The organism is Moraxella bovoculi (genome assembly GCF_000988745.2).
GTDB lineage: Bacteria > Pseudomonadota > Gammaproteobacteria > Pseudomonadales > Moraxellaceae > Moraxella > Moraxella bovoculi.
In genome coordinates this window covers 2,081,130-2,105,692 of sequence record NZ_CP011381.2, presented here as the reverse complement: position 1 = coordinate 2,105,692, position 24,563 = coordinate 2,081,130, and the positions used below count along the sequence as shown (strand labels likewise).

At 47.2% G+C, this 24,563-nt stretch carries 23 protein-coding genes and 5 pseudogenes; 3 read left to right on the top strand and 25 right to left on the bottom strand.

The window, feature by feature from the left end; genetic code table 11:
• Nucleotide 1 precedes the first annotated feature (1 nt).
• The 8 genes from AAX10_RS09805 to recN are packed head-to-tail and all read right to left on the bottom strand — an operon-like array spanning nt 2 to nt 6,488.
• Complete coding sequence (locus tag AAX10_RS09805) at nt 2-1,345, bottom strand: deoxyguanosinetriphosphate triphosphohydrolase (protein ID WP_036363852.1); 1,344 nt, start codon at nt 1,343-1,345, stop codon at nt 2-4.
• 39 nt (nt 1,346-1,384) lie between these two features.
• The gene (locus AAX10_RS09800; RefSeq protein WP_036363856.1) at nt 1,385-1,990 is read right to left on the bottom strand and encodes a class I SAM-dependent methyltransferase; all 606 of its coding nucleotides are present in this window, start codon (nt 1,988-1,990) and stop codon (nt 1,385-1,387) included.
• 57 nt (nt 1,991-2,047) lie between these two features.
• Nucleotides 2,048-2,977, bottom strand: a complete 930-nt coding sequence (gene xerD / locus AAX10_RS09795) for a site-specific tyrosine recombinase XerD (RefSeq protein ID WP_036363859.1) — start codon at nt 2,975-2,977, stop codon at nt 2,048-2,050.
• Between the two features lies 1 nt (nt 2,978).
• The gene (tusA, locus tag AAX10_RS09790; protein WP_046700496.1) at nt 2,979-3,209 is read right to left on the bottom strand and encodes a sulfurtransferase TusA; all 231 of its coding nucleotides are present in this window, start codon (nt 3,207-3,209) and stop codon (nt 2,979-2,981) included.
• Nucleotides 3,206-3,667, bottom strand: coding sequence for a hypothetical protein (locus AAX10_RS09785; protein WP_046700495.1), 462 nt, complete (start codon nt 3,665-3,667; stop codon nt 3,206-3,208). The genes tusA and AAX10_RS09785 overlap by 4 nt, the downstream gene beginning before the upstream one ends.
• Before the next feature lie 32 nt (nt 3,668-3,699).
• Nucleotides 3,700-4,188, bottom strand: a complete 489-nt coding sequence (ruvX, locus tag AAX10_RS09780) for a Holliday junction resolvase RuvX (RefSeq protein WP_046697328.1) — start codon at nt 4,186-4,188, stop codon at nt 3,700-3,702.
• On the bottom strand, nt 4,188-4,754 hold the full coding sequence (locus tag AAX10_RS09775) for a YqgE/AlgH family protein (protein WP_046700494.1): 567 nt from the start codon (nt 4,752-4,754) through the stop codon (nt 4,188-4,190). Before AAX10_RS09775 ends, ruvX begins: the two co-directional genes overlap by 1 nt.
• An 18-nt stretch (nt 4,755-4,772) precedes the next feature.
• Nucleotides 4,773-6,488 carry a DNA repair protein RecN gene (gene recN / locus AAX10_RS09770; protein WP_036363871.1) on the bottom strand — a complete coding sequence of 572 codons (1,716 nt, stop codon included), beginning with the start codon at nt 6,486-6,488 and terminating at the stop codon, nt 4,773-4,775.
• A gap of 279 nt (nt 6,489-6,767) precedes the next feature.
• Between recN and rlmB the strand changes: the two genes are divergently transcribed.
• Nucleotides 6,768-7,613, top strand: a complete 846-nt coding sequence (gene rlmB, locus AAX10_RS09765) for a 23S rRNA (guanosine(2251)-2'-O)-methyltransferase RlmB (protein ID WP_080702179.1) — start codon at nt 6,768-6,770, stop codon at nt 7,611-7,613.
• An 88-nt stretch (nt 7,614-7,701) separates the two neighbouring features.
• Here the strand turns inward: rlmB and nqrM are convergent, their stop codons facing one another.
• The 4 genes from nqrM to creC form a co-directional block, all read right to left on the bottom strand.
• Nucleotides 7,702-7,950: a (Na+)-NQR maturation NqrM gene (gene nqrM / locus AAX10_RS09760; RefSeq protein WP_080702180.1), complete on the bottom strand. Its 249-nt coding sequence runs from the start codon at nt 7,948-7,950 to the stop codon at nt 7,702-7,704.
• Between the two features lie 116 nt (nt 7,951-8,066).
• Nucleotides 8,067-8,228, bottom strand: a complete 162-nt coding sequence (locus tag AAX10_RS10140; protein WP_155399917.1) for a hypothetical protein — start codon at nt 8,226-8,228, stop codon at nt 8,067-8,069.
• Nucleotides 8,215-9,525, bottom strand: coding sequence for a cell envelope integrity protein CreD (gene creD, locus AAX10_RS09755; RefSeq protein WP_052585286.1), 1,311 nt, complete (start codon nt 9,523-9,525; stop codon nt 8,215-8,217). Before creD ends, AAX10_RS10140 begins: the two co-directional genes overlap by 14 nt.
• A 92-nt stretch (nt 9,526-9,617) precedes the next feature.
• Entirely contained in the window at nt 9,618-11,066 is a 1,449-nt protein-coding gene (gene creC, locus AAX10_RS09750; RefSeq protein ID WP_046700493.1) for a two-component system sensor histidine kinase CreC, read from the bottom strand.
• A 115-nt stretch (nt 11,067-11,181) separates the two neighbouring features.
• Between creC and AAX10_RS09745 the strand changes: the two genes are divergently transcribed.
• A complete protein-coding gene (locus AAX10_RS09745) occupies nt 11,182-12,045 on the top strand; it encodes an MBL fold metallo-hydrolase (protein ID WP_036363874.1) in 864 nt (287 codons plus the stop codon).
• Nucleotides 12,046-12,072: 27 nt separating this feature from the next.
• Here AAX10_RS09745 and AAX10_RS10435 read toward each other — a convergent pair.
• Both AAX10_RS10435 and AAX10_RS09740 read right to left on the bottom strand, forming a co-directional pair.
• A pseudogene (locus AAX10_RS10435) lies at nt 12,073-12,252 on the bottom strand (transposase); the annotation flags it as partial.
• Nucleotides 12,195-12,482 carry a hypothetical protein gene (locus AAX10_RS09740; protein WP_149038896.1) on the bottom strand — a complete coding sequence of 96 codons (288 nt, stop codon included), beginning with the start codon at nt 12,480-12,482 and terminating at the stop codon, nt 12,195-12,197. The gene AAX10_RS09740 and the pseudogene AAX10_RS10435, both read right to left, overlap by 58 nt.
• A 91-nt stretch (nt 12,483-12,573) precedes the next feature.
• Between AAX10_RS09740 and AAX10_RS09735 the strand changes: the two genes are divergently transcribed.
• Entirely contained in the window at nt 12,574-13,215 is a 642-nt protein-coding gene (locus tag AAX10_RS09735; protein ID WP_080947171.1) for a c-type cytochrome, read from the top strand.
• A 221-nt stretch (nt 13,216-13,436) separates the two neighbouring features.
• Here the strand turns inward: AAX10_RS09735 and AAX10_RS09730 are convergent, their stop codons facing one another.
• The 11 genes and pseudogenes from AAX10_RS09730 to hemC all read right to left on the bottom strand — a co-directional run bounded on the left by AAX10_RS09730 (nt 13,437) and on the right by hemC (nt 24,551).
• On the bottom strand, nt 13,437-14,888 hold the full coding sequence (locus tag AAX10_RS09730; RefSeq protein ID WP_046700491.1) for a mechanosensitive ion channel family protein: 1,452 nt from the start codon (nt 14,886-14,888) through the stop codon (nt 13,437-13,439).
• 63 nt (nt 14,889-14,951) lie between these two features.
• Nucleotides 14,952-15,737: pseudogene (gene pcaD, locus AAX10_RS09725) on the bottom strand (3-oxoadipate enol-lactonase).
• A 46-nt stretch (nt 15,738-15,783) separates the two neighbouring features.
• Nucleotides 15,784-16,989 (bottom strand): annotated as a pseudogene (pcaF, locus tag AAX10_RS10430) (3-oxoadipyl-CoA thiolase).
• 57 nt (nt 16,990-17,046) lie between these two features.
• Nucleotides 17,047-17,514, bottom strand: a pseudogene (locus tag AAX10_RS09705) (CoA-transferase); the annotation flags it as partial.
• Nucleotides 17,505-18,320, bottom strand: a complete 816-nt coding sequence (locus AAX10_RS09700; protein ID WP_080947169.1) for a benzoate/H(+) symporter BenE family transporter — start codon at nt 18,318-18,320, stop codon at nt 17,505-17,507. The gene AAX10_RS09700 and the pseudogene AAX10_RS09705, both read right to left, overlap by 10 nt.
• A gap of 130 nt (nt 18,321-18,450) precedes the next feature.
• Nucleotides 18,451-19,031 (bottom strand): annotated as a pseudogene (locus AAX10_RS09695) (transposase).
• A 45-nt stretch (nt 19,032-19,076) separates the two neighbouring features.
• Nucleotides 19,077-19,805 (bottom strand): response regulator, encoded by a 729-nt coding sequence (locus AAX10_RS09690; protein ID WP_046700488.1) that lies wholly within the window; start codon nt 19,803-19,805, stop codon nt 19,077-19,079.
• A gap of 152 nt (nt 19,806-19,957) precedes the next feature.
• On the bottom strand, nt 19,958-21,871 hold the full coding sequence (gene dnaK / locus AAX10_RS09685; protein WP_046700487.1) for a molecular chaperone DnaK: 1,914 nt from the start codon (nt 21,869-21,871) through the stop codon (nt 19,958-19,960).
• 280 nt (nt 21,872-22,151) lie between these two features.
• On the bottom strand, nt 22,152-22,673 hold the full coding sequence (grpE, locus tag AAX10_RS09680; RefSeq protein ID WP_036363889.1) for a nucleotide exchange factor GrpE: 522 nt from the start codon (nt 22,671-22,673) through the stop codon (nt 22,152-22,154).
• 116 nt (nt 22,674-22,789) lie between these two features.
• Complete coding sequence (locus AAX10_RS09675) at nt 22,790-23,587, bottom strand: uroporphyrinogen-III synthase (RefSeq protein ID WP_052585289.1); 798 nt, start codon at nt 23,585-23,587, stop codon at nt 22,790-22,792.
• A complete protein-coding gene (hemC, locus tag AAX10_RS09670; RefSeq protein ID WP_036363893.1) occupies nt 23,580-24,551 on the bottom strand; it encodes a hydroxymethylbilane synthase in 972 nt (323 codons plus the stop codon). The genes AAX10_RS09675 and hemC overlap by 8 nt, the downstream gene beginning before the upstream one ends.
• Between the last annotated feature and the right edge of the window lie 12 nt (nt 24,552-24,563).

Here is a 24,563-nt window from a genome sequence, read left to right as displayed (position 1 = left end):
GTTATACCGACATCATGCCCATGCCTGACAGATCTCTGGCCAATGTCGCTGCGCGGTTGTCGGTCATCCCACCCACAAAGTCAAGCACCTTCATGTATGCCTGATAAGGTGTGTCATGAGGATCGATCGGCGTGTCGATGAGCTGTAGGCATAGCGCGTCTTTGTTGGATAATGATTGATGGGTGACTTTGGCGTGCACTGCAGGCACCAACAAATCTAAGATCAACCCAATGCAGCCAAAGCTCGCCACTTCGGTCGCAAGCTTACTATGATGGTTAAAAATTTTACGCCGTGCTAGGTCTTTGGCGTTTTCTAGGGTTTCTTGTAGGTTGTCATCACAGACAGCGAGCAGGTCTTTGGCGGCGAATTCACCTGCCACGAGTGCACTTTGATGGCGGATAAAGGTATCTGCCACCACCTCAATCGCCTGACCGATCGCCATGCCGCGCAAGGCAGCGCAGCGCTCTTTTTGGTTGGTGATGCGCCAAGTTTTCTCGACAGGGATAAGGGTGTGTAGCACGGTCTCAAATTCATTGATATCTAATAAATCCAGCTCAACCGCATCTTCTAAGTCCAGCAGGGCATAACAGATGTCATCCGCCGCCTCCATCAGGTATGACAAGGGATGACGTGCCCAGTGGTTATCGCCGAGCTTGGCAAGCCCCAGATCTTCGGTGACTGTCTGCATGAGTGGCAGTTCGGTCTGATAGATGTTGAATTTACCTCGGGTGCGTGCGGTGGGATGGCTGGACGTCCAAGGGTATTTTAATAGTGTGCCTAGGCTGGCTGAGGTGAGGCGCATGCCGCCGCGTTCAGCATACATCTCAAGCGTGGCAAGCAGCCTTAGGCTGTGAGCATTGCCTTCATAAGTGCAGATGTCATCATGTTCAGGGTTGCTAAGATTCGCCAAAAAATGCGAGTGATTCGGATCGCGAAACCACGCCCGCAGCGCATCTTCGCCCGTATGCCCAAAGGGCGGATTGCCCATGTCGTGCGCCAAACACGCCACTTGAACCACCGTGCCGATGTCGCTTGGGGTGAACGGATCGGGCAGAAGACCGCCTTGTTCGAGCTGTACCCCGACACGATTACCAAGGCTTCGCCCGACACTCGCCACCTCGACGCTGTGAGTTAGGCGGTTGTGGGTGTGGTCGTGCTTGGCAAAGGGGTGCACCTGAGTCTTGCGACCCAATCTGCGAAAGGCGCCCGAGAAGACCACACGGTCATAATCCACATGAAAGGGCGTGCGCATAACATCGATGCCATCTTGACTGGTCATCTTTGGACTGACGACGCCACGTTCAACCTTAAATCGATTGGTGGAGAGTAATTGTGACCAGCTCATGAATTTTCCTTTTGATGGTGGGTGTTTGCTCGAATGGCGCTATTCCTTCACCGCAAGCGTCACTGTATAAGTTTTGCCCTGTTTGATTTTATCGGCATTACCAAATACTTCATTAAATGAGCGTTTCATAAAATCTCTCAGTCCGTTGATGGTAACCACATAAAACCGTCCGCCCACTTCCATGCGTTCATAAGCGTCTAGCAGGTACAGATAGTGCTGTTCCTTGCTTGCCTTGGCGGGTAGGTTACTCATGACAAGGCTGAATTTTTTGTCTTTATCCACGTGATAAAAGCCGTTGGAGAGCATGACTTCGGTATTTTTTAGATTATTTTTTTGGCAATTTAAGCGGGCGTATTCTAGCGCGACGAAGTCCTTGTCAATCAGGATGTGCTGACCATTGGGGCATTCGCGAGCCGCCGTCATGCCCAGCACGCCATAGCCACAGCCTAAGTCAATGGAGTTATCATGAGCCTTAAAATCAATATAATCAAGGAGCATGAGACTGCCGTCATCAAGACGTTCTGGGCTAAAAATCCCCCAGGTGGTACGAAAATCAAAGGGCTTGCCAAGCACGTCTTGGGTAAATGTGATGTCGTCTCGCCATTGTTTGGCTTTTTGTTGTAGGTCGGCTAAGGTGGTGGTCATGATGTTTTTCCAAAAAAGTTTTGATTATTGTAGCACAAAACTTTTTTGTGAACATGACTAACCCCTAGGATGATGCTCGCTGTGCAGTGCTTGTAGGCGTGCGGTCGCCACATGGGTATAAATTTGCGTGGTGGATAGGTCGCTGTGCCCGAGCAAAAGCTGAACGCTACGCAAATCCGCCCCGTGGTTGAGCAGGTGCGTGGCAAAAGCATGGCGAAGCGTGTGGGGTGAGATGTCGGTTTTGATACCCGCCAGTAGAGCGTATTTTTTAATCATGTGCCAAAAATTATGCCGGGTCATGTAGCCACCTTGTTCGGTGAGGAACACCGCTTGACAGTCGCTCTTGCCTAACAGCAGTTCACCGCGTCTGATGAGATAGTCTTGTAGGGCGTTTTGGGCGTATTCACCCAGTGGGATAAGGCGGGTCTTGTTTCCTTTGCCGGTGATCTGTAGCCAGCCGGCGTTGAGATTGACCTGCTCTAGCGATAGATTCACGAGCTCACTCACGCGCAGCCCGCAGGCGTACATGACTTCAAGCATCGCTTTATCGCGTAGTCCGCACACAGTGGCGACGTTTGGCGTGTCTAGCAGGCGTGTGATGTCGGCTTCGGATAAGATCTTGGGTAGGGGCTTGGTGACTTTTGGGTTCTTGATGTCTTGACAGGGGTTATCAAGGCGTACTTCATTGCCAATCTGCCACAAGAAGAACTGGCGCAGGCTGGCGAGCATTCTAGAGATGGTGCGCGGATTTTTGCCTTGGGATTGGGCAGATTCTAGGCAGTGATACACGTCCGCTTTATCCCAAGTGGTCAAAGGCTTGTCGGTGGTCGCCATGCACAATCTTAGGTCTCTGATGTAGGCGTTACGCGTGCGCACCGACAGACCGCGTGCCAGCATCGCTGTACGAAATTCGGTCAGATAGACGGGATCGCCCATCACATGGATGATGGTGGGCGTGCGTGGCTCTTTGGCGCGGACTTTGCTCATGTTAGGATTTTTTGATGACCAGATAGCGGTATTTGCCGTCCGCTAGGGTTTCTTGATTCTCTAGCGTATGCCCCAGATGCCGACAGAAATTCGGAATGTCGCGCGTCGTCGCAGGATCGGTGGCGATGATTTCGATGCGCTCGCCGCCTGCCGCCTTACGGATGGTCTTATGCAGCAGCATGATGGGCTCTGGGCAGATGAGTCCTGTGGTGTCTAATTGATGATCGCTCATGAGTTGGTTTCGCTTTTTTGTTTGTCTTCTAAAAAGTTTAAAAATTTCTTTAAATTCACCCGAAACACATACGGCATGGCAAACCACGCCACCATCGCCAAAAATACACTCATAAAGAAAGTCGTGGTTGCGCCATGTAGCACATAGACGCCAACAGCAAAAGCAACCAAGATAACGGCAGTTAGTAGAATCGTCGCCAAGATGCCGCCTTGCATGATGCGATAACGCTGCAAGAACATCGCATGAAACAGACTCAGCGGAATGCCAAGCCCGATCAGCACATAAGGCAGGTAATGAAAGGCGTAATAGATGAGTGCGTTATCCTTAAAGCTTGCCATGCTAGCCAATGTGCCAAACACACCAAAACAGATAATGGCTGCCATGCCCAGATAGATGCTAATGTTGGCAAGTCGGATGGCTTCTTTGGTGCGGGTGATGAGTGTGGCGGTATGAGTCATGAGTGTCTTGGGTGAACGTTGTCAAAATAAAGTTAGTCTTTGCCTTTGGTGGGGTTATCATGGTAGCTGCCGACATATTGGGCAAGCTCTGGCGCATAAAAATAACCATCCAGCAGAATGCAAGCCGCGATGTCATCGATCGGGTCACGCTCATTCTGCATCCAGCCGCGCTCCCATGCCAATGAACGTGCTTCAGCAGAGCTTAGGCGTTCATCATAAGTGAAGACCTTGGCAGGGTGTTTGCGTTCGCCAAGGCGATGCGATAGGCGACGGGCGAATTTATGCGCGCGCTTTGAGAGCATCGAATCCGTGCCATCCATATTCAGCGGTAAGCCCACCAGTATTTCATCGATTTTCCAAGTCTCGATGATGCCAAGCAGGTTATCCCAGTCGGGCTGACCGTTGTTCATCGCTAGGATGTCAAAGGGGCGCGCATCTTTACTTAGGCTATTGCCCAGCGCCATCCCCATTTTTTTGACACCAAAATCCAGTGCAAGGATGAGAGTTGGCTTGTCAGTCATTAGGCGCGTCCTTGGGTGGTGACGAAGGCGGTGGGTTTGACACCGATTTTATCATAAGCTAAGGACAGCCGCTCATCAAACGGTGCGCGGAACAGTATCTGCAAATCAGCAGGGCAAATCAGCCAGTTTCCAGCTTCAAGCTCGTCTTCAAGCTGACCCTTACCCCAAGTACAAAAGCCCATGCACATCAGATAATGCGCCATGCTGTCTTCTGACAGGCGCTCTAGGATGTCTTTGCTGGTCGTCAGACAGACACTCTCTCCGATGGCGAAGCTTGATTTGAAGTCGGGCAATCCTGTATGCAGCACAAAGCCTGCATCAGGGCGCATTGGCCCGCCATTGATGGCAGGCGTGTTCATGGCGATCTGTGAGCTTGGTAGATCCAGCTCGTGCAAGAGTCCACCTACCGAGATGGATAGGGGCTGATTGACAATAAAGCCCCACGCGCCATCGGCATTGTGACGGCAGACATAGATCAATGTATCTTCAAAGCGCTCATCATCCATCTGTGGGCTTGCCAACAAGAAATGATGCGCAAGGTTTTTTGGATTGGTTTTTTTATTCATCGTGTGTGTTATTTTTATTTAATTATTTAAGTTGGCATCGGCATTCGCGCCAATCTGGTCGGCATGGGCAATATCCGCCAGCAGGCTCTTGACGTGGTTGCGCGTGGCTTCAGTGATGTTCACGCCACCTGACATGCGCGCCAGTTCATCGATCTGATGTTCGCCTGCGATGACGCTGATGTCGCTGGTGGTCTGTTCACCATGGTCTTTATAGACCAGAATGTGGCGGTGTGCAGCGGCAGCGACTTGGGCTTGGTGGGTGATGGCAAGTAGCTGCTGATGCTTGCCCAAGCTGCGAAGCAGTTCGCCCACGACCTGCGCTGTGCCGCCGCTGATGCCCACATCGACTTCATCGAATACCAGCGTTGGGCGGCTGCCTTTGCCATCACCTGCTGCCATTACCTGCATGACGAGCGCCATACGCGACAGCTCGCCCCCTGAGGCGACCTTGTGTAATGGCTGTAGCGGCATGCCGACGTTGGCACTGAACAAGAGTGTGATGTCGTATTTACCGTGTGTGTTATATTGGCTTTCGTCTTTGGCATTGAAGGCAAATTCGCAGCGTGCATTCGGCAGAGCAAGTGGTAGCAGTCTCGCCTCTAGGCGCTCACAGATGTCAGGCGCGATGGCGATGCGTGCGTTATCAAGCGCTTCTGCCGCTGACAGATATGCTTCATAGGCTTCATTGACCTTGGCATCAAGCGTATCATTATCGGGCAGACCGCCCAGATGATCAAGTTCGGCTTGCCAGTTCGAGGCATCCGCGATCAGTTCATTGACAGGCGTGTGGTATTTATTAGACAGCCGGTGAGCCAGCCCAAGCAGGGTATTCAGCTCATGCAGGCGTTCTTCGTCAGGTAGTGACTGTTCAGCATAGTCGGAGAGCTTGGCGGTGGCGTCCATGATTTGCTCTTGGGCGAGTGCCAGCAGCTGACTGCATTCGCTAAATACCTTGCTCTTATCCACGCTGTGATCGCAGATACGCATCGCACGACCCAGCAGGCTTGCCACGCTAGGCTCGTCACTGTCATTATCCAAGAAATTCACCGCCGTCATCGCCTCGGTCATCAAGGCTTCAAGGTTTGACAGCTCGTCATATTCGCTTTCGATCTCGTCGAAATTCACTGACAACAGCGGTTCAATGTCAGCAAGCTTGGCAGACAGTAATGCCATGCGATCGGCACGTTGTACAGATTGGCTTTTTGCGTCATAGGCTTGTTTTTTGATGGTTTGCCAGTTCTGATAGGCTGTTTTGGTGGCGGTCTTTAAGGTGGTGAGTTCGCCAATTTTATCCAGCCAATCAATGACGAATTGCGGCTTTAATAATTCAAGCCCTGCGTGCTGAGAGTGGATATTGACGAGAATTTGCCCCAGTGATTTTAGCTCGCTGATGCTGGCGGGCACGCCGTTGATCCACGACTTTGAACGCCCTTGGCTACTGATCTTACGGCGGATGAGCAGGGTGTCTTCTTCTAATTTGCGCTCGTGCTCGGCGAACCATGCGGTGACTTCATCGTTATTGGTGATGTCAAATTCGCCAAAAACCGTCGCCTCATCACAGCCATGACGCACGATGCCACTGTCAGCACGTTCCCCAGCGCATAAGGATAATGCATCTAAAATCAATGACTTACCCGCACCTGTCTCACCCGTGATGACGTTAAAACGCTCATCAAAGCTGATTTCTTTTTGCTCGACCAGGGCAAGATTATTTAGGCTTAGAGATACCAACATGGCGACATTTTTCCGTAAAAAGGCGGCGGTTTATGATAATCAATTTATGCCGATTTAGCAATTTATGAAATGTTAATTTTAATGCATGCGTGAGATGATGACGCACACCATCGTGGGCGGCATCGGTTATTTTTGTTTGCTTTGGGATTATAATGGGGATGATGCTTGCCATTCAAAAGTGCTGGATAAAATTATCTACCATTACCAGGCGATGTTTTGACAATTTGGCATAAATTTGCCACAATATCAAAGATTTTACCTTCTTAATAAGCCCATTTTATGTCAAAAGCACCCAAAGCATTCGCCAAATCTACCGATAAATTCAAAAAAGACAAGTCGGGCAAGCCAAATTCACCAAAAGCCAAACCCAATCGCACGCCACATTTCTACGGCATTCATGCGGTGACGGCACTATTAAAGCACCGCCCACAGGACGCGTTGACGTTATTCGTGCAGCTGCGCGAAGATGGTGCGACTAGCCAGACGCATGACGACATCATCAAGCTCGCCAAAGATGTGGGCGTGAGTGTGCAGATGACGCACAAGGACAAGCTTGCTGAGCTGTGCGACAGTCATCAGCATCAGGGTGTGGTTGTGTCTGCGCGAGCGCCGAAGCTGTATGATGAGAGCGATCTGGTGGCATTGTGTGATAGGGCAGATGCGTTATTTTTGGTGTTAGATCAGATTACCGATGCGCATAATCTGGGCGCGTGCCTGCGTTCTGCCAGTGCGATGGGTGTGGATGCGGTCATCATTCCTAAGCATCAAAGTGTCTCCATCACGCCGACGGTCGCCAAGGTGTCGGTCGGGGCAGCAGAAGTTATCCCATTGGTGGCGGTGACGAATTTGGCTCGTAGTCTGTATGCCCTCAAAAAATCAGGCGTATTCGTCTTTGGCACCGCCCTAGATGAGACGGCCAAGCCTTTGTATGATTGTGACTTCTCGGGTAAGGTTGCCATCATCATGGGGTCAGAAGGCGATGGCATGAGACGCCTGACGCGTGAGTATTGCGATACGCTGGTCTATATCCCGATGGCGGATAACCCTGATCGACCTCAGAGCCTTAACGTGAGTGTTGCCACAGGCATGGCGCTGTATGAAGTAACAAGACAGCGCACCAAATAACCTTAGTTAAACCACCATAATAAATCGCCCAAACTCAAGAGATTGGGCGATTATTTTTATTGTGTTTCACGTGAAACATGATTCAGCTTTATGCAGATTTTGCCAAGCTTTTGGCTTTATCGCTGGTCGCCTTGTCCATATTGCTTTCGCATTTATTGGGGTCGTTGCCGCAGAACTGGCAATATTCATCACCCATAAGATTGGCGACACCGCCGCATGAGCCTTTTAGGGGTTGTTTTTTTACCAAATAGCCCACGCCCATGAATAAGAAAAACAGCAAAAAAATACCGAAAGTCACCGCAAATACAGGTAAAAATTGATAAAACATGTCGGTCATGGCTTGCTCCTTTTTGTCAGATGGCAAGATAAATTTATTCTATTATAAGCTTTTTTGCACAAAAAATCAGCCACATTTGTAAACCCGTGGCTGATTTTTGTATGGTTTTGGTGCGTTTATTGGTCTGATAAAGGGTTTGCTTGGCAACAGATTTGTTTATCAAAGCTAAGAATCAGCCCCAATGTTGGCAGATACAGCCAATGTAAAAACTCTACCGCGCCTTCAAAATGCCGCATGATGGCAGATTTGGACAAGCCGATCAGATCATGGGTTTGCATGGTTATCTCCTTCTGGTTGATGGGTTTGGTTTGGCTTCATTGGGTTTAATTCTAGAGCGTACCAATCCACCTTGCGTGTGATGAACATGACCGCCGCTAACAGTAGGAAGCAAAAAACAGCGCCCAACAGTAGATTAAGTTCGTCGATCGATAGGATAAAATAGAATCCTGCATAAAGTGATGATAATAAGAGCGTAAATGCGCCAGAACGCTTGGCGCCATCCAATACGTAGTAGGTATAGAACCCGATGAGCAAGGCGCATGCACCTGCCGCGATGCCATAGGCTGCATAGAAGGCGATGTGTTCAGCAAGCGACAGCAGCAGCACATAAAACATCAATAAGGCGCTCGCCACCAGACCGTACTGTAGTGGGTGAATGCGCAGCTTCTTTATGGTCTCAAATAAAAAGAACGTACCAAATGAAATAACCAAGAACAGCAGTGCGTATTTGATGGTGCGGTCGGTTAGGGTGTAGGTGTCGGTGGTATTGACGAATGCCACCGCCAAATGGTTTAGGTTGTTATGAAGATTGGGGCTGCATTCGCTCTTGCATTCGCTGGCGCTGATGATGGCTTGTGTGTTGGCAGTCGCCAAAAAATCATTCTGCCAGTCCGCGCTAAATCCTGTGGCGTCTATGCGCTTATTATTTGGCAGCGCATCACCCAAAAACTTAGGCTCTGCCCAATTGCCCGCCAATGAGACTTCGGCATTGTCACCTGTCGGTGCGATGTGCAGGCTGTCGATGCCTAAGACGTTCAAGTTGGTGCGGATGTTTAGAGGCTTATCCAAGGTGCGCGCATCGTCGGTGATGATGGCCTCGATGTAGGATAAGTGATATTTACCTTGAGTGTTGAACTTGGTCGGATATTCTTTGCCATTGATGGTGATTTTGGCGTTGCTTGCGCCGCGAAGGTCGGATATGGGGATGATTAGGCTGACGGGGGCTGCGTCGTTATCTTCGGTCTTTGGTGGGGTGATGGGTTGGTATTTTTGGGAGATGTCTAGGCTGCTTTGATGGCTGATGGCGTGATAAATGCCGCGGCGATATTTGTCATCCTGTACGTCGCTTGTGCCCGCGATGTTGCTACTTTGGGCGAAAATGGGCGCATCACCGACCAATAAAAATGGCGCAATCATGAACTGATCGCCTGCGTGCATGGTTTTGATTTCTTCCATCACGCTTTGGTGGTAATTTGAGCGTTCGTAAACCAGTGAGTTTATAAACACCATCCCTAGGCCGAACAAAAAGCATAGCGTGCCGATGATGAATAGTTTAATGGTAAAGGTCTTTTGCATAAATACTCCTGTGGGAAATTTATGCAAATAGTACAAACCCTGTATGCAAAAATGATGGAAAAAGGTGGGACTTTTATGAAAAATGTGTGAAATCAGCGCGGCACACTCATTACCATAATCACGCAATTATCCTTGTCCTGCCTAAAACTCACTGCCCCGCCATGTAGCTCTATCACTTGCTTGACAAGGGTTAGCCCAAGCCCTGTGCTTTTTTGGCGGTGGCTGTTGCCCATGCTAAAATACCGCTCAAAGGCTTGCTTGATGATAAAGTCGTCCAGCGTGTCGCTGTCGTTTTTGATATGGATAAAGGTATCCGTCTCGGTTTGGCTTATATAAATGGCTATCGCACTTTTGCCATAATAAATGGCGTTGTCAATGACGTTTTGCACCGCTTGGGTGAGCCAAAATTCATCGGCACGGATATGAATACTGCTTTTGGTAAATTGCACGGTTTTGCCAAGCTGTTTTAGGGTTGCCGACTGCTGATTTAGGCAGGTTTGAATGAGTGCATCCAAATCAACATCGCTCATGGTAAGTTTAAAGGTGGGCTGTTCAATCTTGGCAAGGGTTAAAAGTTTGTCCACTAAGGCGGTCAATTTGTCCGTTTGCGATAGGATAATGCCAGTAAACTGCTCACGCTCGGCAAGACTCAGCTCGTCCGTCAAAATCTCACTACTGGCACGAATGGCGGTCAGGGGCGATTTTAGCTCATGCGTGAGCGTGTGGACGTACTCGCTGACGTACGCCTTATTTTCTATGGTGTCTTTCATGGCGTGAATGCTTGCCATGAGTTCGTTCAGCTCTCGCCCAAGATAAAAATGGGGCGGAGCGGTGCTGGCAAGCCCTTTGGTGTAGCGGTTCACGCTGTCTATGCTGCGTCTTAACCACCATGCCATGAGCGTGGCGGTGGTAAGCGTGATCGCCATAATCGTTAAGATAATCTTAATGATTTCATCGGTGCTTTTGTTGATATAAGGAATGAGCGTTTGAGTGGGCTTGCCAACGGACACCACGCCAATTATCTGCCCGTCTGAGACAATCGGGCTTGCCACATACATGACCGAATGCCCGCCGATGTCAGTGCTTCTTGCCCCGTATTTGCCACGCAAGGTCAGATACACGTCATTCCAACGGCTAAAATCCGCCCCCACGCTTGCCCCACGACTGTCATAGATGACCACTCCTGTGCCGTCTGTGATATAGATGTGGTAAGTGCTTTTGGATTTTTGGTGATACCAAAGTGGTTCATCAGGGTTGGTAAAGGCGTGGGATAATTTGGCGTTAAGGGATTGATTTAACTCATCTTTTGATAAATCTGCCACGTCATCTGCCACGATGTGCGACAGTAGCACTGATGTATCTACAAGACTGTCTTCTACCACACGCTTGGCGGACGGTCGCACGGTTTTTTGGACATAATATAGGGCAAGGGACGATGACAACAGGGTAATCAAGGCAAAGGTGAGCCATATCCGCACAAAAATGCTAAAACTTAGGCGTTTTTTAAAAATGCGGTCAAGTAGGGTGTGAAAAGTTGGCATGATGATAATTATTTTGATTGATTCTTCTTATTTTAGAATTATCTAAAATAGCATTGTAGGGGTGGGTAAATTATGCTATAAATAACTAAACCCACGAATATCAGGGAGCGGACACATGAACGTACATTCTTTTTTAGACCCACAGACCCAGACGTATAGCCACATACTCATCGATGATGATACCAAACTGTGTGCCATCATTGACCCTGTGTTAGATTATGACCCTGTGTCGGGGCGGGTGAGTTATGATAATGCCGATAAACTCATCAATTTTATCACAACGCACGATTTGACGGTCAAATACATCATTGAGACCCACGCCCATGCCGACCATCTTACGTCCGCCCATTATCTAAAAGAGCAACTTGGCGGGCAGACGGTCATCGGCAAACACATTGCCACGGTTCAGCATATTTTTAAGGACATCTATGACCTTGATGATGACTTTATTCCCAATGCGTCTCAATTTGACCATTTGACCGATGACGGCACGACTCTTGCACTTGGCAGTCTTAGCATTACCGCCATGCACGTGGCAGGGCATACCCCTGCGGACATGGCGTATCAGGTAACGGACGGCACACGACTCATCGTCTTTGTGGGTGATACGCTCTTTGCTCCCGATGTTGGTACGGCTCGTTGTGATTTTCCTGCTGGTGATAGCGGTCGGCTTTATGATTCGATACAACGCATTCTGGCACTGCCCGATGAGACGGTATTGTATCTGTGCCATGACTATCCGTCAAAGCACCGCACGTATAGCCCAACCACGACAGTCGGCGAGCAAAGACGGCATAATATCCACGTCAAAGACGGTATCAGCCGAGATGACTTTATTAACATGAGAGACACTCGGGACAAAACCCTATCCGTGCCTAGACTCATGCTTCCGTCCGTGCAGGTCAATATCAACGCAGGCGAATTTTTTACCACCCAAAACGGCAAGCCGTATGTTCGCATTCCTGTTAATCAGTTTTAAGCCTTAAAAGTTTTTAAGCTTGAACTATCAAACCAACTGCAACACTTCATTAAAATAAACCTCATAAGGTGTTTTCCAGTTTAAACACTTTTTGGGTCTATGATTGAGTTCATTTACTTTACTGATAATATCGCTTTCATGCCACTTGCTTAAATCTTGATGCTTAGGGAAATATTCTCTAAGCAGTCCATTGGTATTTTCATTACTGGACGTTCTGATAATTCATGACTGATCTTAATTTTACCACGCTTTTCATCATGAGTCTTAGCATGTCTTGTCTTACCTTTATGGCGTAGCTTACGACGTGCCAATCTGCCACTTTCATCAAACCATCCATGATAAATGGCTCGATAAATTGTATTGGCACTTATTTGGTGTTTTGTATTCTCAAGCCTAAGACGTTTACTGATTTGCTCTGGAGAACACCTGTGACTCATAAACTTATCATGCACCAACTGACATAACTCTTTGTCATCTAATTTAAACTTAGGTTTGCATGCTTGACGGTTTTTATCCGTGGGTGCTCAAATGAACTGCAACAGCTGTCATATCGCAAGCGGTAAAATCCCCTTGGGCGACCCATACATTAACAGCTTTAATACCTACCCAACTTACAAGCCACGAGCAGGCAAGGAGGTGGATTTGGTCATGCGTATCAATGGCTGTTTTAGGCGTTCTATGAATGGCAAACCCTTAAAGCCTGATTCACCTGAGATGACAGCAATGATTGCTTATATGAAATGGCTTTCACAAAATCTGCCCAAACAAAGCATGGTAGATGTAAAAAATGCAGGTAAGGTTGATACCAGTCTTGTCCCAGACCCTATCAGAGGTGAGCAAATTTACCATGCTCAATGTGCCAGTTGCCATGGTGACAACGGTGAGGGCAAAAAAGACCATCTAGGGTTAGTTGCTTTTCCACCGCTTTGGGGTGATGAATCGTTTAATATCGGTGCAGACATGGCAAGAACCTACAAGGCGGCGGCTTTTATCAAGTATAATATGCCTATGGGTATGCAAACACAAGGGCTTTGGGGGCATGGCGGTGTGCTAAGCGACCAAGATGCTGTTGATGTTGCTGAGTTTTTTACCCATAAGCCAAGACCTGATTTTGAGGGGAAAGTTAAGGACTGGCCAAATGGCGATAAACCTAAAGATGCCAGATACTAATCAAAAACCATCAAAAATAGGCTGTATTGATTGGAATATGCTTTAAAATGGGCTTGGGTTTTGTAGGTTACTCAAAAAGTGAGCAAATCACCTTGTCAATCCAGTTTTCATGATGATTTTTAATGCGTCGAATGGCAGAAAGTTGTGATTAGGCAATAGTTTCCTGCTTAATCGCAACCCAAAAAGCACAACCTAAATTGTGCTTTTTTTGTACATTTAACTCACTCTTCTGGGCTTGTATCGTTTAATAAATCATTGTCTTTATTGGTAATCTCGTCTTGGACTTTTTGGCGAAGTTTGGGGTCGGGATCGGTGCTTAGCATATCATCAATGCTGGCGTTGTCTAGGATTTGTTTGGCACGCTGTTTGGCTTTTTGTTTTTCGCTGTCATCAGCGTTTGCGATTGGGCGTACTTGATTTTGACCAAATTTATTGGCAAGATTGACAATCGCATCTTCTAAGGCTTGGTCAAAGTTTAGCTTATAAATCGGTTCAGGCAAGCTAAACCCTGTGTTTTCTAGGGCGTGTTTCGTCTGGCGAATAGCGATACTGCGTGCTTTGGCAAAATCGGTTTGGCTTTGATTGACCCACACTTGAAATTCAAGTACGATGTTTGAGTCGCCAATCTCGTTAATTACCGCCACCGCTTTTGGCTCATCAAGCACAAAATCTAGCGAATTTATCGCATCAAGCCCCACTTTAATCGCCGCCAAGGGGTCGTTGTTGGCGTCCACCCCAAGCTCAAAGCGAAACCGCCTTTCAGGATTTTTGGTATAATTTAAAATCGTGCCTTTAAACACTTCTGAATTGGGGATTCTTAAATGATTGCCATCAAGGGTCATCAAAATAGTCGCACGGCTTGTAAGCCTTACCACAATGCCCTCTTTGTCGTTGATAATCACACGGTCGGTCGCCCGAAATGGCTGACGTAGGCTTAGCATAATAGAGGCGATGTAGTTTTCAATAGAATCTTTGACCGCAAAACCCACTGCAATACCCAAAATCCCTGCACCGCCAAGCAAAGTACCAATCACGCCTTGAGCCCCCATTAAAGACAAGCCCAAAATAAGCCCAAGCACGATAAAGACAAATTTGACCGTGCCAGACAACAACTCTGCCACAAAAGGGTTTGGGGTCACTTTTTGCCAAAACTGTGTGCGGTTTGACAAAAATTTGCCAACGCTTGCCACCACCAAAAACGCCAATAAAGCAGTGAGCAATAAGGGCAGGGCTTTTGTCCAAGATTTAACCTTACTCATTAGCTCATTGACCACAGGCGTGACATTGTCTTCAACGCTTAGCGTGCGACTGATTTCGTCTTCTACTGCCACCACGCCTTGTAGGCGATTTGCCAAATTAAATGCTTGCACGGCTTTTTTGTCGTTGGCGGTTTCGCCTAACAGTTTGACCACGCCTTGATTGACGGTTACGACCACTTTGTCAAGCCCTTCTATTTCTGCAAAAATTGCCTGAATGCGGTTTTGAATGTCGCTGTCGGCAATGGCTTTATTGTCAATGGCGATGTCGTCTAAGTCTGTTGGCTTGTTGTCTGTTGTGGCTTGGTTGTTGTCGCTTAAAATCAGCTCGCTGACCGCTTGTTCGTCAATCAGAGCATAGGTTGGTACAACAAGTGCTTGCACGGTAAATGCTAGGGCGAATAATAACTGTCTCATGGGTATTTGTATAATGATTTGGTATATTATAAACCAATTACCCAAAAACAGTCTAAATTTGTCTTAGGTTTTTGTCAAAAAGTCTTTTATCGCCTTGGTAAATTTATCAGCTTGTTCTATATTGGAAATATGCGAAGCATTGAGTGTAACAAGGCGTGCATTGGGGGCGTTATCTACAATAAATTGTCCGTCTGCCACGGTAGTAACAGGGTCTTTTTCGCCTGTGATGACAATTATCGGCGTTTTGGTGTTTTCTAACTCATCACGCAAATCAGCGATTGCTAGGGCTTGACAGCAGTTAGCATAGCCGTCTTTGTCGCCTTTTGCTAGGCTGTCGCTTAAATTTTTGACAATATTGGGGTGATTTTGAATAAAGCCATTGCTAAACCAGCGACTCGGAGCGGTGTCAGCGGTAGGTTGTAAGCCATTGGCTTGTACACTTGTTGCTCTGCCTTGCCAAGCGTGTTGATTACCGATTTTGGCGGCGGTATTGGCAACAATGATTTTATCAAATTTATCAGGAGCGTGAATAGACAGCCAAATACCTGTTAGCCCCCCCATAGAGATACCACAAAAATGGGCTTTTTTGATGTGCAAATGCTCTAATAAACTCACCACATCACACCCCAATTCTGCTATTGTATAAGACTTATTGGGCGCGGTGCTTTGACCGTGTCCACGAGTGTCATAGCAGATAAGAAAAAAATCTTTTTGCAAAGCGTCAATTTGGGCTTGCAACATTGTGTAGTCTGTTCCCGATGAGTTGGAGAAAACCAAGGCAGGATTTTTTGGGGTTACCAAAGGTTTGGTAGTGTAAACTGACATTGTTTTTTTTTGAAAAATAGGCATAATAAGTTATCCTGATAATTTAATGGTGCTAATAATTTAATAAGGTCTATACTCTTTTAATAATTAAGGCAATGCCCTGCCCTACGCCAATACACATACTGCATAGGGCGTATTTGCCATTGATATTTTCTAGTTGATTTAAAGCGGTGGTAACCAGTCTTGCCCCAGACGCACCTAAGGGGTGTCCGATGGCAATCGCACCGCCATTGGGATTGATACGGCTGTCATCATCGGCAAGTCCTAGTTCACGAGTGCAAGCAAGTGCTTGGGAAGCAAAGGCTTCATTAAGTTCAATAACATCTATATCATCAAGACTAAGATGTGTCATAGCAAGCAATTTTTGAATAGCAGGAGCAGGGGCAAAACCCATAATGCGTGGCTCAATGCCTACGGTGGTACTGGCGATGATTTTGGCACGAGGTTTTAACCAAATTTTGCTACTGCTTTATCAGAGGCAATCAGTATGGCACTTGCACCGTCGTTAATGCCTGATGCGTTGCCAGCGGCAATTGTACCGTCTGCTTTGACAATGGGTTTGAGTTTTGCTAGACCTTCAAGGGTCGTATCTGCTCGTGGGTGTTCATCTTTTTTACAATCACAGGCTCTGCCTTGCGTTGGGGTATGCTAACAGGGGTAATTTCTTTGTCAAAAAAGCCGTTTTCTTAGGCGATTTTGGTCAATTGCTGGCTTCTTAGGGCGAATTTATCTTGGTCTTCACGGTTAATGCCAAACTTTTCTGCCACATTTTCTGCCGTTTGGGGCACAGTGTCCACCCCATATTGTTCTTTTAATTGTGGGTTAATAAACCGCCAACCCATCGTGGTGTCTTCTATTTTTTTTGGGTGCGGTCAAAGGCGTTGTCAGCTTTACCCATAACAAATGGTGCTCGGCTCATACTCTTCACACCGCCTGCGATGATGAGATTGGCTTCGCCTGCTTTAATAGCACGATTGGCAATGGCAATGGCATCTAGCGATGAACCACACAAACGATTAATGGTGGTTACAGGTACGTGTGTAGGCAGACCCGCCAAAAGTGTTGACATTCGCCCAACATTGCGGTTATCTTCGCCTGCTTGATTGGCACAGCCAAAAATCACATCGTCCACTTGACCAAAATCCACTTGTGTGTTGCGATTTGTGAGTGCTTCAATGACGACTGCCCCCAAATCATCGGCACGCACACTTGCCAAACTACCGCCATAACGCCCAAAAGGTGTGCGAATGGCATCAATAATATAAGCTGTTTGCATAATTTATCCTTATTAAAAAAATTGATATTCAATCATTGTTTTATCCAATAATTGGCATTAATTTGTACTGTCTATTAAAGTTGCATCTGTTAGGCGTTGTAATTCATCAAATGACAAACCATCAATTTTTTCAATGACTTTTAAACCGTCAGCGGTTACATCAATAACACAAAGGTCGGTATAAATTCTGTCCACGCATTTTTTGCCAGTGATAGGGTAAGTTAAGTCTTTGACAATTTTGGGATCGCCTGTTTTGGTGGTATGTTCGGTGGCAACAAAGACCTTTTTAGCACCGATTGCCAAATCCATCGCACCGCCCACCGCAGGAATGGCATCAGGCTCGCCTGTGTGCCAGTTGGCAAGGTCGCCGTCTTCGTTCACTTAAAATGCTCCCAATACGCAAATATCAAGATGTCCACCACGCATCATACTAAATGAATCGCCGTGGTGAAAAAATGCACCGCCGTCTAGCATAGTTACAAATTCTTTGCCAGCATTGATAAGTTTTGGGTCTTCTAGTCCTTTTTGGGGTGCTTTGCCAATACCGCTGCCACCAAATAAAACACCCCATCAAATACACCACCGACATAGCGTTTGGCAGGATTGTCGTGGCAGTCTTTGCTCATACATAAAGCGGATGTAACCGCTGCTAGTACGATACTAATACCACCAAAAAATGCTACCAAAACTGATAATATACTGACAGTCGTGATGATAGGACGGCTAGATACGGCGTATTTATGGGTTTTGGCAAGTGCCATACTTGGCAAAAATTGCCCTGTTAAATTTAACAACACCAAAGGGATTGCTAAATTGAGTATTGCTTGTACCGAAAATGCAGGAAAAATAAAAATCGGCTCAGTAATATAGATAGTAAGTACCTGTTTGGTTTGAATAAGCCCCAAATAAAACGCCACCACAAGACCACTAAATAGCACCCAAACAATGGCATAGCGTGGCGTAAAACGCTTGGCAAATAAAAAACTGATAAGCATCGCAAAAGCCAGTAGTGGTGAGTTGGCAGATGCCAAAAACGCCCCACGCCCAAAATCAAACAAAATTCCCGCCATCATACCACTTGCAATGCTTTTTGGAATATGATGTAAAATTTTATCAAGACCGCCACTTATGCCAATCAACAGCGTGATAAACCCTGCAACAATATAAGCACCTACTGCTTCATTTAGGCTTAGGTTTGGAAATAAGCTGACCAAAAGTGCTGTACCTGGGATTGACCAAGCAAGTAAAATCGGTACTTTGTAATACAAAGACAATACAATACTACCAACTGCCAAACCCAATGACACCGCCCAAATCCACGATATTATCATAGGGGTGCTAACGCCTGCACTTTCACCAGCTTGAAAAAAATTACCAAAGGATCTGCATAAGAAATTACGACTGCCAAAAGCCCTGCAATCATCGCCGACAAAGAAAAATCTTGTTTAAACTCTTGAATTATCAAACTAACTGCAACACTTCATCAAAATAAACCTCATAAGGTGTTTTCCAGTTTAAACACTTTTTGGGTCTATGATTGAGTTCATTTACTTTACTGATAATATCGCTTTCATGCCACTTGCTTAAATCTTGATGCTTAGGGAAATATTCTCTAAGCAGTCCATTGGTATTTTCATTACTGGACGTTCTGATAATTCATGACTGATCTTAATTTTACCACGCTTTTCATCATGAGTCTTAGCATGTCTTGTCTTACCTTTATGGCGTAGCTTACGACGTGCCAATCTGCCACTTTCATCAAACCATCCATGATAAATGGCTCGATAAATTGTATTGGCACTTATTTGGTGTTTTGTATTCTCAAGCCTAAGACGTTTACTGATTTGCTCTGGAGACCACCTGTGACTCATAAACTTATCATGCACCAACTGACATAACTCTTTGTCATCTAATTTAAACTTAGGTTTGCATGCTTGGTTTAACTTACAATTTTTTGATATTTCTCTTGAAATTGTTGAACGAGAACGTCCTAACATGCTTGCGATTTTACTGGGTTTTATGCCTTGTGCAAGCATTAACATTATCTTTTCTCGTTCATCAGAGCGTGGGCGTGGATTTGTCAAAAGTTAAGCCAATCCATACCCAAGCCCCCGATGCGTGATGATAATCTCATCATCGCACACTTCTGCCAATTTTTGCCGTAAAGTCTTGATATGACTGTCAATGGTGCGTGATAGACGGTGTTCGGGGTGGTCGGAAATGCTTGCCAAAATCTGCTCACGGGACAAAATGTGCGTGGGGTTGGCAAGCAAGGTGAGCATGATGCCAAGCTCGGTTTTTGATAAGGTCAAGGCGTAATTATTTAGAGAAAGTGAATAATCATGGGCTTGATAACGCCAAGTGTGTCTGCCTGTGGTTTTGGTAAAGTCGGTGTGGGCGGTGTCTGATTTGCCTGATGTATCAGATTTGTCCGATTTTTGGGTAAAGATGTTTTCTCTACGCCATATCGCTTTTAGTCGGGCTATCAGCTCTCGGGGGCTAAATGGCTTGGCGATGTAGTCATCCGCCCCCAGCTCCAAACCCAAAATGCGGTCTATCTCGTCCGTGCGTGCTGTCAAGAACAGTATGGGGGCGTGGGCGTGCTTGTCGCCTTGGCGTATCATTTGGCACACGCCAAAACCGTCTCCGTCAGGCAATCCCACGTCCAGCACGACAGCGTCAAGGCGTGGCGTATCAAGGCATGGGGCGACTTTGGAAACCGTGTCCGCCCATGACACGGTATGGCCTTCACGCTCTAAGGCAAAACGCAAGGTCGTGGCAATGGCAGGGTCGTCTTCGATGATGAGAATGTGCATGGTGTGGCGTATTAGTTGGTATGTCAATATTATACGTCAAAATTAGATACAAATACTGCACAAGAAAATTTTTCACAAATTTTCCATAAAAGAACACCGCCCAATCAAATTGAGCGGTGTTCTTTTGTTTTCCAGTAGTTACCAATCAAAGATTATTTATCATCTTTAACTTCGGTAAACTCAGCATCTACCACACCGTCATCGGCAGGTTTGGCTTGCTGTGCTTGACCTGCGTCCGCACCTGCACCTTGGTCAGTGCTATAAATCTTCGTACCGATTGGCAAGAATGCGTTGTCAAGGGCTTCTAGCTTGGCTTTGATTGCGTCCACGTCATCTTCTTTGGTCGCAAGTTCTAGCTCGCTGATAGCCGTTTCTACCGCTTGTTTTTCTTCATCGGTCGCTTTGTCGCCATTTTCTTTTAGGGCTTTTTGTACCCCTGCGATACGTCCGTCCGCTTCGTTGCGCACGCCCGCAAGCTCGGCAAACTTCTTATCCGCTTCGGCATTGGCTTCGGCATCACGCACCATTTGTTCAATCTCTTCCTCCGTCAAACCGCTGTCGGCTTTGATTTGGATGGATTGTGATTTGCCTGTGCCTTTGTCTTTAGCAGAGATGTTCATGATACCGTCTGCGTTGATGTCAAAGGTAACTTCAATCTGTGGCACGCCACGGGGTGCAGGCGGAATGTCAGTTAAGTCAAAGTTGCCCAAAAGTTTGTTTTGGCTCGCCACTTTACGCTCGCCTTGATACACCTGAATGCTTACGGCAGGCTGGTTGTCGGCAGCGGTTGAGAACACTTGTGATTTTTTGGTGGGAATCATCGTGTTTTTCTCAATGATTGCCGTCATCACGCCACCCATCGTCTCAATGCCTAGCGTTAGCGGAGTTACGTCAAGTAGCAAGACATCTTTTTTGTCGCCGGCAAGTACCGCCCCTTGAATCGCCGCCCCGATTGCCACCGCTTCATCAGGGTTCACGTCTTTTCTTGGCTCTTTACCAAAGAACTCTTGTACTTTTTGCTGGACAAGTGGCATACGGCTTTGACCACCCACCAAAATCACGTCATCAATGTCGCTGGCAGATAGACCAGCATCTTCTAGGGCGATTTTACATGGGGCAATCGTGCGAGCCACCAGCTCTTCGGTCAAGGCTTCTAGTTTGGCACGGCTGACTGTTACTACCAAGTGCTTAGGACCTGTGGCATCTGCGGTGATGTACGGCAAGTTCACTTCGGTAGACGTTGAGCTTGACAGTTCAATTTTGGCTTTTTCGGCAGCTTCTTTTAGGCGTTGCATGGCTAGCGGGTCGCCTTTTAGGTTGACGTTTTGCTCTTTTTTGAACTCGTCCACAAGGTAGTCAATCAAAGCAATGTCAAAGTCTTCACCACCTAGGAAAGTATCGCCGTTGGTAGACAGCACCTCAAACTGCTGTTCGCCGTCCACGTCCGCAATCTCAATGATAGACACGTCAAAGGTACCACCACCCAAGTCATACACAGCAATGGTGCGGTCGCCTTCTTTTTTGTCAAGACCAAAAGCAAGGGCGGCAGCGGTTGGCTCGTTGATGATGCGCTTAACATCAAGCCCTGCGATACGTCCTGCGTCTTTTGTGGCTTGACGCTGGGCATCGTTAAAATAAGCAGGCACGGTAACAACCGCTTCGGTTACGGTTTCGCCAAGATAATCTTCGGCGGTTTTTTTCATTTTTTTCAAAACTTCGGCAGAGATTTGTGGCGGTGCTTGTTTCTTGCCGTTCACTTCTACCCACGCATCGCCATTGTCGGCTTTGACGATTTTGTAAGGCACAAGACCGATGTCTTTTTGAACCGCTTGTTCGTCATAACGGCGACCGATAAGACGTTTTACGGCAAATAAGGTGTTTTGTGGGTTGGTAACTGCTTGGCGTTTGGCAGATTGACCGACTAGGGTCTCGCCGTCTTTGAATGCCACGATAGAAGGCGTGGTTCTCGCCCCTTCGGCATTTTCAATGACTTTGACGTTGCCATTTTCTAGTACCGCCACACAAGAGTTGGTTGTACCTAAGTCAATACCGATAACTTTACCCATAATTTTTCTCCGATTTGTTCAGTTAATTTTTGACAAATTTGCAAAACAGTTTTGTCAAACTTGGTGTGTTATATTTGTGTCAAATTTGTATTTTCAAGAGAAAATTTGACAAATTTTTAAAAAATTTTTTATAAAAATTTTGTTTTAAGCCATTGAAATTTAAAACAAAATCCATAAGCTATCATAAAAATTTCGCCCATGTGTTTTTATGCTTATCCAACTTGAGGTAAGTTGTAATCCACCCAAGTTTTAAGCATAAATCAAACTTTCAAGGACGGTATTAAGCTCCCACCAGCACCATTGCAGGACGAATGGAGCGTTCATTTAGCGTGTAGCCTTTTTGCAGTACTTGTCCAATGGTGTCTTTGTCCGCATCAGGGAAAATACCCACCGCTTCGTGCAAATCAGGGTTGAAACTCTCGCCAACTTCTCCGACTGCTATCACGCCATTGCGTTCTAGCACACTAAGCAGAGATTTATGGGTTAGGCGCAAGCCTTCAAGAACGCTCTCATCCGTTCCTGATTTTTCGCTGGCTTCTAGACCGCGCTCTAAGTTATCCACCACGTCCAGTAGCTCTTTGGCGAACTTTTGTAGAGCGAATTTTTTGGCTTTGTCGGTTTCTTGCTCCATACGGCGTTGAGCGTTGTAGGACTCGGCATTGGCACGAGCTGCTGCGTCTTTGGCCTCTTTGACTTGGGCTTCTAATTCGGCAATTTTGGCGGTCAATTCGCAAGTTTCGCCTGCGACCTGCTCGGTGGCTGTGGTCTCTTCGTTGGTGATGTCTTGAGTTTGTTCGGTCATGGTTGTCCTGCCTGTGAAAAGATATAACAATAAAATCCTTATCTTGATAAAGGCTTTTGGGTGTTTTTCAAGGGGCGTGGGAAAAATTTGCCAAAAATTGGTGAATATTTAGCAGTTTAGCAGTCTAGGAGGTCTTGAGATAGGCGTGTGATGATGGCGCTGACGTGGTCGGCGTCGAGATTATCAATCAGATATACCTGTGCGGCGGGGTGCGCGGTCTTGACGATATCAAACAAACGCTCGCCTAGGGTGAGATAGTGCAGCTGTGGGGCGTGTGGGTTGTTGAGGCTTTGCCAATGTTCGAACGCCATCTGACTGGCGATGAGCATAAATACAGGTGTGCGCATTGCCATCGCATCATCGATGAGTGGTGCGATGGCATGATGAATGTTAATCAGGTCATGTGGGACGGTGCGTTCGTACCATTCGATGGCATCTATCTGCACGCCGCGGCCGATTAGGTCATCATGCAGTAGCCTGCGCCCACCTACACCGCGCCAGACCATGACCTGATCGCCTGATGTTAGGCGCTGGATGATATCAAGTGCCAACATGCCTTCGTTATTGGCGGTGGCAGGCAGAACCACCGTAAAGCCAAAATTTATCAAGGCTCTGGCGGTCGCACTTCCCACGGCGACAATAGTGCATTCTGATAGAGCTGTCAGTTCTTGAGCGGTATTATAGCCTTGATTGCTTAGATAACGAATGGCGCGTTTGGCGGACTCTGCACTGGTGACGATCAGGACTTTATACGGGTTGGTGTGACAAAATCTGCCCATCATCGCCTGCTCGCTTGCCGTCAGTGATAAATCATTGATGGCAAGCAAGGGCAGATTTGCCACACGCACGCTCAAGCGATTGAGTGCATCACTTCGGTGCGTGGGGCGGGTATTGATGAACAGAGTGTCAGCCATTGTTTTGATAGACTTCTTTTAGAATCTGATCAGCGCCTTGGGATAGTAGGTCTTGGGCGATTTGTTTACCTAGGTTCTCGGCATTTTGTTCATCATCTGCGGTGTGTGTTAAGGTGATGGTGTTTTGAGATTTTAGTAGTGTCTTACCATCGATGCTGCCCACTCGGCCGCGAAGGCTGAGCGTGTCGCCATCGATGGTGGCAAAGCCTGCGATCGGCACTTGGCAGCCGCCTTCTAGCGTCTTGTTCATCGCACGTTCTGCGATCACACACAGACGTGTGGCTAGGTGATTTAGCGGTGCTAATAACTGTAAAATCGTCTCGTCATCCGCTCGGCACTCGATCGCCAATGCCCCTTGACCCACCGCAGGCAGACTAAGCTCATCATCGAGCTCATGACGGATACGCTCACCCAAGCCTAGGCGCTCTAGTCCGCTGGTTGCCAGAATGATGGCATCATATTCGCCAGCATCGAGTTTTGATAGGCGGGTGCCGACATTACCGCGCAGGGATTTGATGATCAGGTTTCCCTTGGTGTGAGCGATTTGGCATTCGCGGCGTAGGCTTGATGTGCCTAGGACTGCGCCATCAGGCAGCTCATCTAGGCTGGCATAGCGATTCGATACGAAGGCGTCTGTCGGCGCGTGGCGCTCTAGATAGGCGCCTAGTGTCAGCCCTTCTGGCAGAACCATCGGCACGTCTTTTAGGGAGTGCACAGCAATGTCAGCGCGTTTTTCATATAGGGCGTTTTCGAGTTCTTTGACGAAGAGACCCTTACCGCCGATCTTGGCAAGAGGGGTGTCTAGGATTTTATCGCCTTTGGTAACCATCTCAAGCAGCTCGACTTTCATCGTAGGATACAGCTTCTCAAGCGTATCTTTGACAAAATTCGCCTGCCATAGCGCAAGCGGGCTTTGACGTGTGGCGATGGTTAGGGTGGCAGGGATGTTAAGTGCAGTTGTCATGATTTTTCATTT

Excerpts from the sequence above, each read along its gene's own strand:
- AAX10_RS09805 (WP_036363852.1), bottom strand. The coding sequence starts at position 1,345 with ATGAGCTGGTCACAATTACTCTCCACCAATCGATTTAAGGTTGAACGT.
- AAX10_RS09800 (WP_036363856.1), bottom strand. The coding sequence starts at position 1,990 with ATGACCACCACCTTAGCCGACCTACAACAAAAAGCCAAACAATGGCGA.
- xerD (WP_036363859.1), bottom strand. The coding sequence starts at position 2,977 with ATGAGCAAAGTCCGCGCCAAAGAGCCACGCACGCCCACCATCATCCAT.
- tusA (WP_046700496.1), bottom strand. The coding sequence starts at position 3,209 with ATGAGCGATCATCAATTAGACACCACAGGACTCATCTGCCCAGAGCCC.
- AAX10_RS09785 (WP_046700495.1), bottom strand. The coding sequence starts at position 3,667 with ATGACTCATACCGCCACACTCATCACCCGCACCAAAGAAGCCATCCGA.
- ruvX (WP_046697328.1), bottom strand. The coding sequence starts at position 4,188 with ATGACTGACAAGCCAACTCTCATCCTTGCACTGGATTTTGGTGTCAAA.
- AAX10_RS09775 (WP_046700494.1), bottom strand. The coding sequence starts at position 4,754 with ATGAATAAAAAAACCAATCCAAAAAACCTTGCGCATCATTTCTTGTTG.
- recN (WP_036363871.1), bottom strand. The coding sequence starts at position 6,488 with ATGTTGGTATCTCTAAGCCTAAATAATCTTGCCCTGGTCGAGCAAAAA.
- rlmB (WP_080702179.1), top strand. The coding sequence starts at position 6,768 with ATGTCAAAAGCACCCAAAGCATTCGCCAAATCTACCGATAAATTCAAA.
- nqrM (WP_080702180.1), bottom strand. The coding sequence starts at position 7,950 with ATGACCGACATGTTTTATCAATTTTTACCTGTATTTGCGGTGACTTTC.
- AAX10_RS10140 (WP_155399917.1), bottom strand. The coding sequence starts at position 8,228 with ATGCAAACCCATGATCTGATCGGCTTGTCCAAATCTGCCATCATGCGG.
- creD (WP_052585286.1), bottom strand. The coding sequence starts at position 9,525 with ATGCAAAAGACCTTTACCATTAAACTATTCATCATCGGCACGCTATGC.
- creC (WP_046700493.1), bottom strand. The coding sequence starts at position 11,066 with ATGCCAACTTTTCACACCCTACTTGACCGCATTTTTAAAAAACGCCTA.
- AAX10_RS09745 (WP_036363874.1), top strand. The coding sequence starts at position 11,182 with ATGAACGTACATTCTTTTTTAGACCCACAGACCCAGACGTATAGCCAC.
- AAX10_RS09740 (WP_149038896.1), bottom strand. The coding sequence starts at position 12,482 with ATGAGTCACAGGTGTTCTCCAGAGCAAATCAGTAAACGTCTTAGGCTT.
- AAX10_RS09735 (WP_080947171.1), top strand. The coding sequence starts at position 12,574 with ATGAACTGCAACAGCTGTCATATCGCAAGCGGTAAAATCCCCTTGGGC.
- AAX10_RS09730 (WP_046700491.1), bottom strand. The coding sequence starts at position 14,888 with ATGAGACAGTTATTATTCGCCCTAGCATTTACCGTGCAAGCACTTGTT.
- AAX10_RS09700 (WP_080947169.1), bottom strand. The coding sequence starts at position 18,320 with ATGATAATATCGTGGATTTGGGCGGTGTCATTGGGTTTGGCAGTTGGT.
- AAX10_RS09690 (WP_046700488.1), bottom strand. The coding sequence starts at position 19,805 with ATGCACATTCTCATCATCGAAGACGACCCTGCCATTGCCACGACCTTG.
- dnaK (WP_046700487.1), bottom strand. The coding sequence starts at position 21,871 with ATGGGTAAAGTTATCGGTATTGACTTAGGTACAACCAACTCTTGTGTG.
- grpE (WP_036363889.1), bottom strand. The coding sequence starts at position 22,673 with ATGACCGAACAAACTCAAGACATCACCAACGAAGAGACCACAGCCACC.
- AAX10_RS09675 (WP_052585289.1), bottom strand. The coding sequence starts at position 23,587 with ATGGCTGACACTCTGTTCATCAATACCCGCCCCACGCACCGAAGTGAT.
- hemC (WP_036363893.1), bottom strand. The coding sequence starts at position 24,551 with ATGACAACTGCACTTAACATCCCTGCCACCCTAACCATCGCCACACGT.